This window comes from Kitasatospora sp. NPDC005856, assembly GCF_040629945.1.
Taxonomy (GTDB): Bacteria; Actinomycetota; Actinomycetes; order Streptomycetales; family Streptomycetaceae; genus Kitasatospora.
In genome coordinates, this window is record NZ_JBEXWT010000048.1 from 52,762 (window position 1) to 67,934 (window position 15,173).

Annotated in this window: 2 protein-coding genes; both read right to left on the reverse strand. The window is 76.5% G+C overall.

The features are described 5' to 3' along the window. Positions 1-4: 4 nt before the first annotated feature. Positions 5-457 (reverse strand): redox-sensitive transcriptional activator SoxR, encoded by a 453-nt coding sequence (gene soxR, locus ABZ449_RS25965; RefSeq protein WP_360350364.1) that lies wholly within the window; start codon positions 455-457, stop codon positions 5-7. A gap of 118 nt (positions 458-575) precedes the next feature. Next, entirely contained in the window at positions 576-15,161 is a 14,586-nt protein-coding gene (locus ABZ449_RS25970) for a type I polyketide synthase (RefSeq protein ID WP_360350367.1), read from the reverse strand. Between the last annotated feature and the right edge of the window lie 12 nt (positions 15,162-15,173).

Here is a 15,173-nt window from a genome sequence, read left to right on the forward strand (position 1 = left end):
AACCCTAGGACCGGAGCCCGCCGGCTCCCGGTCCGGCTCCGCCGAGGACGTCGCACGGGTTGACCAGCGCGCAGCGCTCCAGCGAGAGGCAGCCGCAGCCGATGCAGTCGGTGAGCTTGTCCTGGATGCGCACCAACAGGTCGATGCGGCGGCCGAGTTCATGGCGCCACCGCTCGGAGACCTGGGCCCAGTCCTCCCCGGTCGGGGTGCGCGCCTCGGGCAGCAGGCCCAGGGCCTCACGGATCTCCTGGAGCGGGATCCCGACGCGCTGCGAGGCGCGGATGAAAGCGACCCGACGGAGCGCGTCACGGGCGTAGCGCCGCTGGTTGCCGCTGGTGCGACGGCTGTGGATCAGGCCCTCGCGGTCGTAGTAGCGCAGGGTGGAGGCGGGCACACCGCTGCGGGCCGACAGCTCACCGACCGTCAGCTCCCTGGAAATCACCGCCACGTCCGCCATGTCACCCATCGTAGCCCGGCGTCGAACAGCGCCCGCCGGGCGCGTGCGGAAGGCGGTACCGCCGATGGACTCGGTGGTACCGCCTTCCGGCACGTCCGGGTCACCGGGCGCGGGCCGCTCAGTCCAGGTCGCTGTTGCCCAGCTCCTCCCGGACCAGGTTGAGCAGTTCCTCGTCGTCCGCGGCGTCGAGGAGGTCGGCGATGCTGTCCTCCTCCTCGGCCGGGGCCCCGGCGGACCAGCGGGCCAGGAAGGCCTGGAGGCGCACGGCCACCCGGGAGCGGGAGAGCTCGTCCAGCGGGTTGAGGGCCATCGCCGCCTCCAGCCCGTCGAGCATCCCGAGCAGCGGTTCGACGTCCGTGGCCGACCCGGCACCGCCCGGCAGCACACCGTGCAGGTGGTCCGCCAGCGCGACGGGGGTCGGGTGGTCGAAGACGATCGTCGCCGGGAGCGGCACGCCGCACTCCCGCGCCAGCCGGTTGCGGAACTCGACGGCCGTCAGCGAGTCGAAGCCCAGGTCGCGGAACGGCCTGGTCTCGTCGATCTGTTCGGCCGCGGAGTAGCGGAGCACCTCGACCAGCACCTCCCGGATCAGCTCCAGCAGGACGGCCGTCCGCTCCTTGGCGTCCAGCCCGGCCAGCCGGGAGCGCAGCGCGCCACCGTCCGTCCCGCCGTCCGCCCCGCCGTTCTGCGCCGCCGGCGCTCCGGCCGGGGCCAGGGCGTCGGCCGCCTCGGGCAGGTCGCCCAGCAGCGGGCTCGGCCGGCCGGAGGTGAAGGCGGGCGCGAACCGGGCCCAGTCCACGTCGGCGACGGTCAGCGCGCCCGCGCCACCGTCCACGGCCGCCGCCAGGGCGGTGAGCGCGAACTGCGGTTCGAGCGGCGTCAGTCCGCGGCGGCGCAGGTACTCCTCCGCCCCGTCGGCCGCCATCCCGGCGCCCGCCCACGGGCCCCAGGCGACCGACGTCCCGGCCAGACCGCGGTCCCGCCGGTTCCTGACCAGGGCGTCCAGGTAGGCGTTGCCCGCCGCGTAGAGCGCCTGCCCGCCGCTGCCCCAGGTGGCGGCGATGGAGGAGAAGACCAGGAACAGCTCCAGGTCCGCCTCCGCGGTGAGCTCGTCCAGGTGGGCGGCGCCGTCCACCTTGCCGCCGGTGATCCTCGCGATGTCCTCGACACCGGTCTGCGCGAGCATCGCCGACTGGGCGACACCGGCCGCGTGCACCACCCCCAGCAGCGGGCGGTCGGCCGGGACGGCGGCCAGCGTCGCCGCCAGCGCCTCCCGGTCGGCGGCGTCGCACTCGGCCACCGTCACCCGGGCGCCGGCCGCCGTCAGTTCGGCGGTCAGCTCCTCGGCGCCCGGGGTGCGGGAGCCACGACGGCTGGTGAGGAGCAGGTCGGTGACGCCCCGGCCGACCAGCCAGCGGGCGACGGCCGCGCCCAGCGCGCCCGTCCCGCCGGTGACCAGCACCGTGCCGGGCTTCGACGGCCGCCAGGGCTCCGCCGGGGTCTGCCCCGCGTCGGTGCGGGTCAGCCGGCGGGCGAGGACCCGCCCGCCGCGCAGGGCGAGCTGGTCCTCCCCGGTGGCCCCGCCGAGCACCGCCGCGAGCGCCGCGAGGGTGCCGGAGTCGGGCTCGGCGGGCAGGTCGACCAGCCCGCCCCAGTTCCGCGGGTGCTCCAGCGCGGCGGCCTGGCCGAAGCCCCACAGCTGCGCGTGGTCGGGGTGGGTGACCCGGTCCGAGGCGTCCACGGCCACCGCGCCCCGGGTGATCGTCCACAGCGGCGCCTCCAGCTCCGCGTCGCCGAGGGCGTGCAGCAGCGCGAGGCTGCCGGTCAGCCCGGTGGGCAGGTAGGCGATCCCGCGCGCCTTCTCGGCCAGCGCGCGCAGCCGGTCCGCCAGTCGGCTCCGGTCGAGCCCGCCGATGGCGAGTCGGACCGGGGCGGTGTCGGCGGGCAGCCGCGTGAGCAGGGCGTCCGCGAGCACGCCCTCGTCCTCGGTGTCGGTGACCACCAGCCAGCCGCCGTCGAGGCTCATCGGGGAGACCTCGACCGGCTTCCAGTCGATCCGGTAGAGGCAGTCCTCCAGGACGGGGACGGCGCCGGAGGCGCGGCCGGCCGCCGCGAGCGGCAACCGCGGCCAGTACCGGTCCCGCTGGAAGGCGTACGTCGGCAGGTCCACCGGGCGGCCTTCCGGCAGCACGGCCGACCAGTCGGCCTCGGCGCCCGCCGTCCAGAGCCGGGCGAGCGCCTCCAGGGCGGTGCCCCGCTCCTCGCGGCCCTTGCGCAGCAGCGGCGCGAAGGTGCCCTCCTCCACCGACCGCTGTGCCAGCCCGCAGAGCACGCCGTCGGGGCCGAGCTCCAGGTACCGGGTGACGCCCTGCTCCGCCAGGTGCGTGACGCCCTCGGCGAAGCGGACGGCCTCGCGGACCTGCCAGACCCAGTAGTCCGGGGTGGACAGCTGTCCGGGCTCGGCGAGTTCGCCGGTCAGGTCGGAGACGACCGGGATGCGCGGCTCGGCGAAGGTCACGTCGGCGAGCACGGCGGCGAATTCGTCGAGCATCGGCTCCATCAGCGCCGAATGGAAAGCGTGCGAGACCGTCAGGCGACGGGTCTTGCGGCCCTCCGCCGACCAGCGCGCCGCGAACTCCTCGACCACCTCGACGGGCCCGGAGACCACCACCGAGGTGGGGCCGTTGACGGCGGCCACGTCCAGCCGCTCGCCGATCTCCGCCCGCACCTCGGACTCGGTGCCCTCGACCGCCAGCATCGCCCCGCCGCTCGGCAGCGCCTCCATCAGCCGGCCGCGGGCCGCGACCAGCGCGCAGGCGTCCGGCAGCGAGAACACACCCGCCACATGGGCGGCCGCCACCTCGCCGATCGAGTGACCGAGCAGGAAGTCCGGCGCCACGCCCCAGGATTCGAGCAGCCGGAAGGCCGCCACCTCCACGGCGAACAGCCCGGCCTGCGCCCAGACCGTACGGTCCAGGTCCTCCGCGCCCTCGAACACCACGTCCCGGACCGGCCGGTCCAGGTACAGGTCCAGCTCCCCGCAGACCGCGTCGAAGGCGTCAGCGAACACCGGGAACGCCTCGTACAGCCCCCGGCCCATGCCCACCCGCTGCGCACCCTGACCGGTGAACAGGAAGGCCGTACGGCCCACGGCCGCGACGCCCGCCACCAGGGCGCCGGACGACCGGCCCGCGGCCAGGGCACCCAGCGCGGCGTCCCGGTCGGCGCCGAGCACCACGGCGCGGTGCTCCAGCCCGGCGCGGGAGAGCAACGACCGGGCCACGTCCTGCGGCCGCAGCTCGGCCCGCCGCCCCACGAAGGAGCTCAGCCGCTCGGCCTGGGCGGCGAGCGCCCCGGCCGAACGCCCGGACAGCAGCCAGGGCAGCGCCTCCGCCGCGGTGGCGTCCGAGATGGCGGCCGGAGCCTCCACCGCAGCCGGCACGGGCGCGGCCTCCAGGATGACGTGGGCGTTGGTGCCGCTGATCCCGAACGAGGACACACCCGCCCGGGCCGGCCGGTCCACGACGGGCCAGGGCCGGCGCTCCGTCACCAGCTCCACGGCGCCCGCCGACCAGTCCACCTGCGGAGTCGGCTCGCCGACGTGCAGGGTCGGCGGCACGACGCCGTGCCGCAGGGCGAGCACCATCTTGATCACTCCGGCGACACCGGCGGCGGCCTGGGTGTGCCCGAGGTTGGACTTCACCGAGCCCAGCAGCAGCGGGAGTTCGCGGCCCTGACCGTAGGTGGCCAGCAGCGCCTGGGCCTCGATCGGGTCACCCAGGCGGGTGCCGGTGCCGTGCGCCTCGACCACGTCCACCTCGCCGACCGACAGCCCGGCGTTGGCCAGCGCCTGCCGGATCACCCGCTCCTGCGCCGGGCCGTTCGGGGCGGTCAGGCCGTTGGAGGCGCCGTCCTGGTTGACCGCGCTCCCCCGCACCACCGCGAGCACCCGGTGCCCGTTGCGCCGGGCGTCGGACAGCCGCTCCAGCAGCAGCACACCCACGCCCTCGCCCCAGCCCGTACCGTCCGCGCCGGCCGCGAAGGCCTTGCAGCGGCCGTCCGCCGCCAGCCCGCCCTGCCGGTCGAACTCCGCGAACACCACCGGGGTCGACATCACCGAGACGCCGCCCGCGAAGGCCAGTTCGCACTCCCCTCGGCGCAGCGCCTGCGCCGCGAGGTGCAGGGCGACCAGCGAGGAGGAGCAGGCGGTGTCCACCGTCATCGCCGGGCCCTCGAGACCGAAGGCGTACGCCACCCGGCCGGAGAGCACGGAAGCGGCGTTGCCGGTGGCCACGTGGCCGTCCACGTCCTCCTGCGAGGCGGCGAGCACCAGCGGGTAGTCCTGGCCGTTGGTGCCGGCGAAGACGCCGACCGGCCGGCCGCGCATCGCCCGCGGGTCCACTCCGGCGGACTCGAAGGCCTCCCAGGAGGCCTCCAGCAGCAGCCGCTGCTGCGGGTCCATCGCCAGCGCCTCGCGCGGCGAGATCCCGAACAGCCCGGCGTCGAACTCGGCGACGTCCGCCAGGAAGCCGCCCCGGGCGGCCGCGTCCACGCCCGTCCAGCCGGCCTCCCAGCCGCGGTCGGTCGGGATGCCGGTCATCGCGTCGACGCCGTCGGACAGCAGCTCCCAGAGCGCGTCCGGCGAGCCGACGCCGCCCGGGAAGCGGCAGGCCATGCCGACGATCACGATCGGCTCGTCCTCGGCCCGGGCGCCGCCCGTCGCCTCGACGGCCGCGGCGGGCCCGGCCGTGCCGAACAGCTGCTCGGCGAGGTTGCGCGCCAGGGCGGCCGGGGTCGGCCGGTCGAAGACCAGGGTGGCCGGCAGTGCCAGCCCCGTCCGGGCGCTCGCCAGGTTCCGGAACTCCACCGCCGTCACCGAGTCGAACCCGAGGTCGCGGAACGCCTGCTCGGCGCCGACCGCGTCCGGCGAGCCGTGGCCGAGCACCGCCGCGGCCCAGGACCGTACGGCGTCCAGCAGCAGCCCGGGGCGCCTGGTCTCCGGCGCCGCCGCCAGCTCGGCCCGGAACTCCTCGGCCCGTCCGGCGCCGCGGGTGCCGGCCGTGGCCCCGGCGGCCTCCGGCAGGTCGGCCAGCAGGGCGCTGGGCCGCGGCCCGCCCACGCCGGCCGCGAACAGCGACCAGTCGACGTCGGCGACCACCAGGCCGGCCCCGTCGTGGCCGATCGCCCGGGCGAGGGCGGTGACGGCGAGCACCGGGTCCATCGGCGGCAGGCCGCCGCGCCGCAGTCGCTGCACCAGTGCCGGATCGGCCGCCATGCCCTCGTTCGCCCACGGACCCCACGCCACCGAGACGCCCGGCAGGCCGCGCTCGCGCCGCCCCTCCATCCAGGCGTCCACGAAGGCGTTGGCGGCGGCGTAGTTGCCCTGTCCGGCGCTGCCGACGATGCCCGCCAGCGAGGAGAAGGCGAGGAAGAACTCCAGCTCGTGGCCCCGCGTCAGCTCGTCCAGGACGACCAGGCCGGCCGCCTTCGCGGCCAGCGCCGTCCGCAGCCGCTCCGGAGTGAGCGCGTCCAGCGCGCCGTCGTCCAGCACACCGGCGGCGTGCACCACGCCGATCAGCGGGTGGTGGGCCGGCACCTCGGCGAGCACCCGGGCCAGGGCGGCCCGGTCGGTCACGTCGCAGGCGGCGACCACGGCTTCGGTGCCGCTCTCCGCGAGCTCCGCGACCAGCTCCGCCGTGCCCGGCGCGGCCGTCCCGCGACGGCCCGTCAGCACCACCCGGGCCACGCCGTGGTCGGCCAGCCAGCGGGCGACCGTGGCGCCCAGCGCGCCCGTCCCGCCGGTGACCAGGACGGTCCCCGGGACGGCGGGCGACCAGGACGGCGCACCGTCCCCGGCCGTCGCCCGCACCAGTCGGCGCCCGTAGGTGCCGGAGCCGCGCAGGGCCACCTGGTCCTCGCCGTCGCCGACCAGCACCGCGGCCAGCCGGGAGCCCGCCCGGGCGTCCAGCGCGGCCGGAAGGTCGACCAGACCGCCCCAGCGGTCCGGGGACTCCAGGGCCGCGACCCGGCCGAGGCCCCAGACCTGCGCCTGTCCGGCGTCGGCGGCCCGGTCCGAGCGGCCGACGGACACCGCGTGCCCGGTCAGCGCCCAGAACGGGGCGGTGACGCCCGCGTCGCCGAGCGCCTGGAACAGGGCCAGGGTCAGCTCCAGCCCCGGCGACAGCGCCGGGTCCGGGGCCGCCTCGGCGAACGCGGCCAGCGACACCACGCCGGCGAAGGTGCCCGGGGCCGCCTCGGCGAGCTGCGCGGCCAGGGACGCCCGGTCGGTGCCGACGGGCTCGAAGCGGACCACCTCGGCTCCGGCCGAGCGGATCGCCGCCGCCACGTCCTCGGCCGACTGGTGCGCCGCGCCCGACCGCGGGACGACCAGCAGCCACCGGCCGGTCAGCGCCGGAGCGGAGGCCGGACCGGCGAGCGGGCGCCAGGTCGTGAGGTAGCGCCAGGAGTCCACCACCGAGTCGACCCTGCGCCGCTGCCGCCACGTGGAGAGCACCGGCAGGGCCGCGCCGAGCAGTTCGGCCGAATCCGGGGTGTCCAGGAGGTCGGCCAGATCGCCGAAGTCCTCCCGCTCCACCGCGTCCCAGAACCGGGCCTCCACCGCGTCGGCGGCGGACGCCGAGGGCTCGGCGGCACCGGCCTGCGGCCAGAACCGCTGCCGCTGGAAGGCGTACGTCGGCAGCTCCACCCGCCGGCCCTCGGGCAGCGCCGCGGCCCAGTCGACCTCGGCGCCGTCCGCCCAGAGCCGGGCCAGCGCCCGCAGCGCGGTCCGGGAGTCCTCCCGGCCGCGGCGCAGCAGCGGCGCGAACACGCCGTCCGCGACGCTCTGCTGTGCCAGCCCGCAGAGCACGCCGTCCGGGCCGAGCTCGGCGAAGCGGGTGACGCCCTGGCGGTGCAGGGCCTCGACACCGTCGGCGAAGCGGACCGCCTCGCGGACCTGCCGCACCCAGTACTCCGGGGTGGACAGCTGTCCGGGCTCGGCGAGTTCGCCGGTCAGGTTGGAGACGACCGGGACGCTCGGCTCGGCGAAGGTCAACCCGCCGAGCACGGCGGCGAATTCGTCGAGCATCGGCTCCATCAGCGCCGAGTGGAAGGCGTGCGAGACCGTCAGGCGACGGGTCTTGCGGCCCTCCGCCGACCAGCGCGCCGCGAACTCCTCGACCACCTCGACGGGCCCGGAGACCACGAGGGAGGCGGGCCCGTTGACGGCGGCCACGTCCAGCCGCTCGCCGATCTCCGCCCGCACCTCGGACTCGGTGCCCTCGACCGCCAGCATCGCCCCGCCGCTCGGCAGCGCCTCCATCAGCCGGCCGCGCGCCGCCACCAGGGCGCACGCGTCCGGCAGCGAGAACACCCCGGCGACATGGGCCGCGGCGATCTCACCGATCGAATGCCCGAGCAGGAAGTCGGGGACCACGCCCCAGGACTCCAGCAGCCGGAAGGACGCCACCTCGACGGCGAACAGCCCGGCCTGCGCCCAGACCGTACGGTCGATGCCGATGCCCTCGGACACCGCTTCGGTGAGCGGCCGGTCGAGCCGGAGGTCCAGCTCCGCGCGGACCGCGTCGAAGGCCTCCGCGAACACCGGGAAGGTCTCGTACAGCCCGCGCCCCATGGCGGCGTACTGCGAGCCCTGGCCGGTGAACAGGAAGGCGGTCCGGCGGTCGGCGACCGCGCCGCGGACCACCGCGGCGTCGGGTTCGTCACCGGCCAACGCGGCCAGGCCGCGCAGGAGTTCGGCGTGGTCCGCGCCGACGACCACGGCCCGGTGGTCGAGCGCCGCCCGGGTCCCGGCCAGCGACCAGGCGACGTCCCGGACGTCCGCGCCGGCCTCGGCGAACGCCCGCAGGCGCTCCGCCTGGGCGCGCAGGCCCTCGGCGGTCCTCGCCGAGACGGCCCAGACGGGCAGCACCGGCGCCGCCTCCGGCTCCTCCACCGGGGCCGGCGGCACGCTCTCCAGGATGACGTGGGCGTTGGTGCCGCTGATGCCGAAGGAGGAGACGCCCGCGCGGCGCGGCCGGTCCAGCTCGGGCCAGGGGCGTGCCTCGGTGAGCAGTTCCACCGCTCCGGCCGACCAGTCCACCTCGGTGGTGGGCCGGTCCGCGTGGAGCGTCGCCGGGAGCACGCCGTGGCGCATCGCCTGCACCATCTTGATGACGCCCGCGACACCGGCGGCGGCCTGGGTGTGGCCGATGTTGGACTTGATCGAGCCCAGCCAGAGCGGCTGGTCGGCGGGCCGGTCCTGGCCGTAGGTGGCCAGCAGGGCCTGGGCCTCGATCGGGTCGCCGAGCGTGGTGCCGGTGCCGTGCGCCTCGACGGCGTCGACATCGGCGGCCGACAGCCCGGCGCTCGCCAGGGCCTGACGGATCACCCGTTGCTGGGCCGGCCCGTTCGGGGCGGTCAGCCCGTTGGACGCGCCGTCCTGGTTCACCGCGCTGCCGCGCAGCACGGCCAGCACCTCGTGCCCGTTGCGGCGGGCGGTGGAGAGTCGCTCGACCAGCAGGACGCCGACGCCCTCGCCCCAGCCCGTGCCGTCCGCGCCGGCCGCGAAGGACCGGCAGCGGCCGTCCGAGGACAGCCCGCCCTGACGGTCGAACTCGGCGAAGGCGGCCGAGGACACCATCACCGTCACACCGCCGACCAGCGCCGTCTCGCAGTCGCCCTCACGCAGCGCCTGCGCGGCCCAGTGCAGGGCCACCAGCGAGGAGGAGCAGGCCGTGTCCACCGTGACGGCGGGGCCCTCCAGCCCGAACACGTACGACACCCGGCCGGAGATCACGCTGTTCGCCGAGCCCGCCAGGACGTGGCTCTTCGCCTCTTCCAGGCCGCCGACCGCGTTGTAGCCGGAGTTGGAGGCTCCGACGAAGACGCCGATCTGCCGGCCGCGCACCGACCGCGGGTCGATCCCCGCGTCCTCGAAGGCCTCCCAGGAGGCCTCCAGCAGGATCCGCTGCTGCGGGTCCATCGCCAGCGCCTCGCGCGGGGAGATCGCGAACAGCCCGGCGTCGAACTCCGTCACGCCCTCGACGAAGCCACCGCGCGCCGCCGCGGCGGCGATGCCCTCGGCCGACCAGCCGCGGTCGGTCGGGAATCCGGTGACCCCGTCGGCCCCGGCGGCCACCAGGTCCCACAGCTCGGCCGCCGAACCCACCCCGCCCGGATAGCGGGCACTCATGCCCACGATCACGACCGGGTCGTCGGTGGCGGACACCGCCGCGCGGGACACCTCCGCGGCCACCGCCGCCTCCGGCACCGACTCCAGCAGCTCCTCGGCCAGACGGCTCGCCAGCACCACCGGCGTCGGATAGTCGAACACCAGCGTGGCCGACAGGGAGAGCCCGGTCTCCTTCGCCAGCAGGTTCCGCAGCGCCACCGCCGTCAGCGAGTCGAAACCGAGGTCCCGGAACGCCTGACCGGCGTCCACGGCCTCCACCGAAGCATGCCCGAGAACCGCTGCCGCACAGGACCGGACCAGGTCCACCAGCATCCGCTCCCGGCGCCCGGCCGCGGCCTCGGCCAACCGCTCCCGGAACCCCGAGGACCGCTCCGCCACCGCCTCCACCGGCGCCTGCGCGCCGACGGCCTCCGGCAGCTCCGCCAGCAGCCGACTGGTGCGCACCGCGGTGAAAGCCGGCGCGAACAGCCGCCAGTCCACATCCGCGACGATCACACAGACCTCGTCACCGTCCACCGCCCGCGCCAGCGCCGACACCGCCAGCCCCGGCTCCATCACGGCCAGCCCACGACGGGCCAACTGCCCCGCGGCATCGCCCTGGGCGGCCATGCCCTCGCCCGCCCACGGACCCCAGGCCACCGACGTACCCCGCAGCCCCCGCGCACGACGCCGCTGCACCAGCGCGTCCAGGTGGGCGTTGGCCGCCGCGTAGACGCCCTGGCCACCGCTGCCCCAGGTCGCCGCGACCGAGGAGAAGACCACGAACAGATCGAGATCCAGACCGGCCGTCAGCTCGTCCAGCAGATCGGCGCCACCGGCCTTCCCGTCGAGCACCCGGGCGATCTCCGCCCCGTCGGTCTCCGCCAGCGGCACGGCGCCCTGGCCGACCCCGGCCGCGTGCACCACGCCGGTCGGCCGGTGCTCGGCGAGCAGCGCGGCCAGCGCCTCCCGGTCGGTCGCCGCGCACGCGGCCACCACGACCTCGGCACCCGCCTCGGTCAGCTCGGCGACCAGCTCGGCGGTACCCGGCGCGTCCGCGCCCCGACGGCCGGTCAGCACCAGCTTCGGCACCCCACGCCCGGCCAGCCAGCGGGCCGTCTCCGCGCCCAGCGCACCGGTCCCACCGGTGACCAGGACCGGACCGGACGGCGTCCACGCCGCGGCGGGCGCGGCGTCGGAGGCGGCCCGGGTCAGGCGGCAGCTGTACGCCCCGGCGCCGCGCACGGCCACCTGGTCCTCACCGGCCCCGCCGCCGAGGACGGCGACGGCTCGCTTGGCCGACTGCGGGTCGAGGACGGCCGGGAGGTCGATCAGACCGCCCCAGCGCTGCGGGTGTTCCAGCGCCGCGACCCGGCCCAGGCCCCAGAGTTCGGCCTGGACGGGATCCCGCAGCGGGTCGGAGCGGCCGATCGAGACGGCGCCGCTGGTGACCAGCCAGAGCGGGGCGCCGATGCCCGCCTCGCCCAGCGCCCGCAGCAGCCCGACCGCACCGGACACCGGGGCGTCCGGGGGGAGCAGCGCGATGACCCCGGCGGCCTCGGGGGCCTCGGTCGGGGCGGCGTCGAGGTCGAGCGGGAGCACCTCGGCGCCGGCCTGCCGCAGCGCGGCGGCCAGCGCGGCCCCGGTCTCGGAGCCGGTGGGCGCGGCCAGCAGCCACGTCCCGGAGAGGCCGGCCCCGGAGAGACCGGTGAGCGGCTTCCAGACCAACCGGTAGCGCCAGGAGCCGATCACCGCGTCCTGGCGGCGCGACCGCCGCCAGGCGGTGAGCACCGGCAGGACGGAGTCCAGGCCTTCGGGCGCCCGGTCGACGTCCAGGGTGTCGGCGAGGCCCTCCAGGTCCTGGTTCTCGACCGCCGCCCAGAACCGGGCCTCGGCCGGGTCGGCCGCCAGGCTCGTCGGCTCGACCGCCTCGGGCCAGTAACGCTCGCGTTGGAAGGCGTACGTCGGCAGGGCGACGCGACGGCCGGCGGGCAGCACCACGGACCAGTCGATCCCGGCGCCCGCCGTCCAGAGTGCGGCCAGGGCCGCCAGGGCGCTCTCGTGGTCGTCCCGGTCCTTGCGCAACAGCGGCACGCCGATCGCGTCGGGGGCGCTCTGGGCGGCGAGCGCGGTCAGCACACCGTCCGGACCGAGCTCCACGAATCGGCCGACGCCCTCACGGCCCACGGCGGCCACGCCGTCGGCGAAGCGGACGGCCTCGCGGACCTGGCGCACCCAGTAGTCCGGGGTGGTCAGCAGGCCCGGCTCGGCGAGTTCACCGGTCAGGTTGGAGACGACCGGGATCTGCGGCTCGGCGAAGGTCAACTCCTCCAGCACGGAGGCGAATTCGGCCAACATCGGCTCCATCAGGGCCGAGTGGAAGGCGTGCGAGACGGTCAGTCGGCGGATCTTGCGACCCTCCTCCGACCAGCGCGCCGCGAACTCCTCCACGGCCTCCGCCGGCCCCGAAACCACCACCGAGGCGGGGCCGTTGACGGCCGCGACGTCCAGACGGTCGCCGGTCGCCTCGCGCACCTCGGTCTCGGAGGCCTGCACCGCCAGCATCGCGCCACCCTCGGGCAGCGCCTCCATCAGCCGACCACGCGCCGCCACCAGGGCGCACGCGTCCGCCAGCGAGAACACTCCGGCGGCGTGCGCCGCCGCCACCTCACCGATCGAGTGCCCGAGCAGCACGTCGGGGACCACGCCCCAGGACTCCAGCAGCCGGAAGGACGCCACCTCGACGGCGAACAGCCCGGCCTGCGCCCAGACCGTACGGTCCAGGTCCTCGATGCCCGCGAAGACGACCTCGCGCACCGGCCGTCCGAGCCTCCCGTCCAGCTCCGCACACACCGCGTCGAAGGCCGCCGCGAACACCGGGAACGCCTCGTACAGCCCGCGGCCCATGCCGACCCGCTGGGCGCCCTGCCCCGTGAACAGGAAGGCCGTCCGACCCTCGGCCGCGACACCGGTGACGACCCCGCCCGAGGGGCGGCCGTCCGCCAGCGCGGCCAGGCCGTCCAGCAGTGCGGCCCGGTCAGCACCGAGCACCACCGCACGGTGGGCCAGTTCGGCGCGCCCGGTCGCCAGCGACCACGCCGCGTCCTGCGGACGGGCGTCGGACTCCAACACCCCGGCCAGCCGCGCCGCCTGGGCCCTCAACGCCTCCGCGCTGTGCGCCGACACCGCCCACGGCGTCGGCCCGGCGGCCTCCTCCACCGGCACCGCGTCCTCGAGAGACGGCGCCTGCTCCAGCACCACGTGGGCGTTGGTGCCGCTGATCCCGAAGGAGGAGACACCCGCCCGGCGCGGCCGGTCCGCCTCCGGCCACGGCCGGGACTCGCTCAGCAGCTTGACCGCGCCCGCGGACCAGTCCACCTGCGGCGTCGGCTCCTCCGCGTGCAGGGTCGCGGGCAGCACACCGTGCCGCATCGCCTGCACCATCTTGATCACACCCGCCACACCGGCCGCGGCCTGGGTGTGGCCGATGTTCGACTTGATCGACCCCAGCCACAACGGCTGTTCCGCCGCCCGGCCCTGACCGTAGGTGGCCAGCAGCGCCTGCGCCTCGATCGGGTCACCCAGCCGGGTGCCCGTGCCGTGTGCCTCCACGGCGTCCACCTCGGCCGCCTCCAGGCGGGCGTTGGCCAGCGCCTGCCGGATGACCCGCTCCTGCGAGGGACCGTTCGGCGCCGTCAGACCGTTGGACGCACCGTCCTGGTTGACCGCACTGCCGCGGACGATGCCGAGCACCTGGTGGCCGTTGCGGCGCGCGTCCGACAGCCGCTCGACCAGCAGCAGGCCGACGCCCTCGGACATCCCGGTGCCGTCCGCGTCGGCCGCGAAGGCCTTGCAGCGCCCGTCCGAGGCCAGGCCGCCCTGCCGGTCGAACTCCGTGATCACGCCCGGCGTGGCGAGGGTGGTCACACCGCCGGCCAGCGCCAGGTCGCAGTCGCCCGTCCGCAGCGCCTGCACCGCGAGGTGCAGGGCGACCAGCGAGGAGGAGCAGGCCGTGTCGACCGTGACGGCCGGGCCCTCCAGCCCGAACACGTAGGCCAGTCGGCCGGAGGCGATGCTGGTCGCGCTGCCGGTCATCAGGTGGCCGAGAGCGCTGTCCGGGATCTGCATGCCGAGGCCGTAGTGGGACGCCGCGGCGCCGACGAAGACGCCGGTGGACCGGCTGCCGAGGTCGGCGGCGACGATGCCGGCGTCCTCGAAGGCCTCCCAGGCGGTCTCCAGCAGCAGGCGCTGCTGCGGGTCCATCGCCAGCGCCTCGCGCGGCGAGATCCCGAACAGCCCGGCGTCGAACTCGGTGGCGCCGTCGATGAAGCCCCCGCGGGCGGCCTGTCCGTGCACCACGTCGAGCGGCCATCCGCGGTCGGCCGGGAAGGCGGCGGTGCCGTCCTCCCCGGCCGCCACCAGCCGCCAGAGGTCGGCCGGGGAGGCCACGCCGCCGGGCAGGCGGCAGGCCATGCCGACGATCGCGATCGGCTCGTCCAGGCCGGCCGTCGCTGCCGGTGCGGCGACGGCGGGAGCCGGTGCGCTCTCGCCCAGCAGCCTGGTGGCCAGGTGGTCGGCGAGCGCGGTCGGGTTGGGGTGGTCGAACACCGTGGTGGCGGGCAGCCGCAGCCCCGTCGCGGCGTTGAGCCGGTTGCGCAGCTCGACGGCGGTCAGCGAGTCGAAGCCGAGGTCGCGGAAGGCCTGCCGGGCGCCGATCGACTCGGCGTCGGTGTGGCCGAGCACGGTGACGGCGTTGCCGCGGACCAGGTCGAGCAGGATCTGCCGCCGCCGGCTCGCGGAGGCGTTGCGCAGCTGTCCCGCCAGGGTGCCGGTGTCGCCGGCCTCGCGCTCGGCGGCGCGGCGCACCGTGGGCCGGATCAGGCCGCGCAGCAGTGCCGGGACCTCGCCGCCGCCGGTGCGGTCCAGGGCGACCGGAACCAGGTGCGGGGCGGGCAGGGCGGTGGCCACGTCGAAGAGGCTGAGCCCCTGCCCGCTCTCCAGGGCCGCGCCGAGCTTGTCGGTCCGTGCGTCGGCCCCCGGGTTCAGGTGCCGGGTCATCTCGCTGGCTTCCTGCCACAGGCCCCAGGCGAGCGCCTGAGCGGGCAGCCCGAGTGCGCGCCGGTGGGAGGCGAGGGCGTCCAGGAAGGCGTTGGCGGCCGCGTAGTTGGCCTGGCCGCCGGTGCCGAAGGTGGCCGAGGCCGAGGAGTAGAGCACGAACAGGGCGAGGTCGGTGCCAAGGGTGAGGTCGTGCAGGTTGACGGCGGCGTCGACCTTGGGCCGCAGGACGGCCTCGACCCGTTCGGGGGTCATCGCGTCGAACACGCCGTCGTCCAGGGTGCCGGCCGCGTGGACCACGCCGGTGAGCGGGTGCTCGGCGGGGATGGCGGCGAGCACGGCGGCCAGCGCCTCGCGGTCGGCGGCGTCGCAGGCCGCGACCGTCGCCACCGCTCCCGACTCGGCGAGCCGGGCGACCAGTTCGGCCGCGCCCGGGCTGTCGGCACCGCGCCGGCTGAGCAGCAGCAGGTGCCGCACACCGCGCTCGGC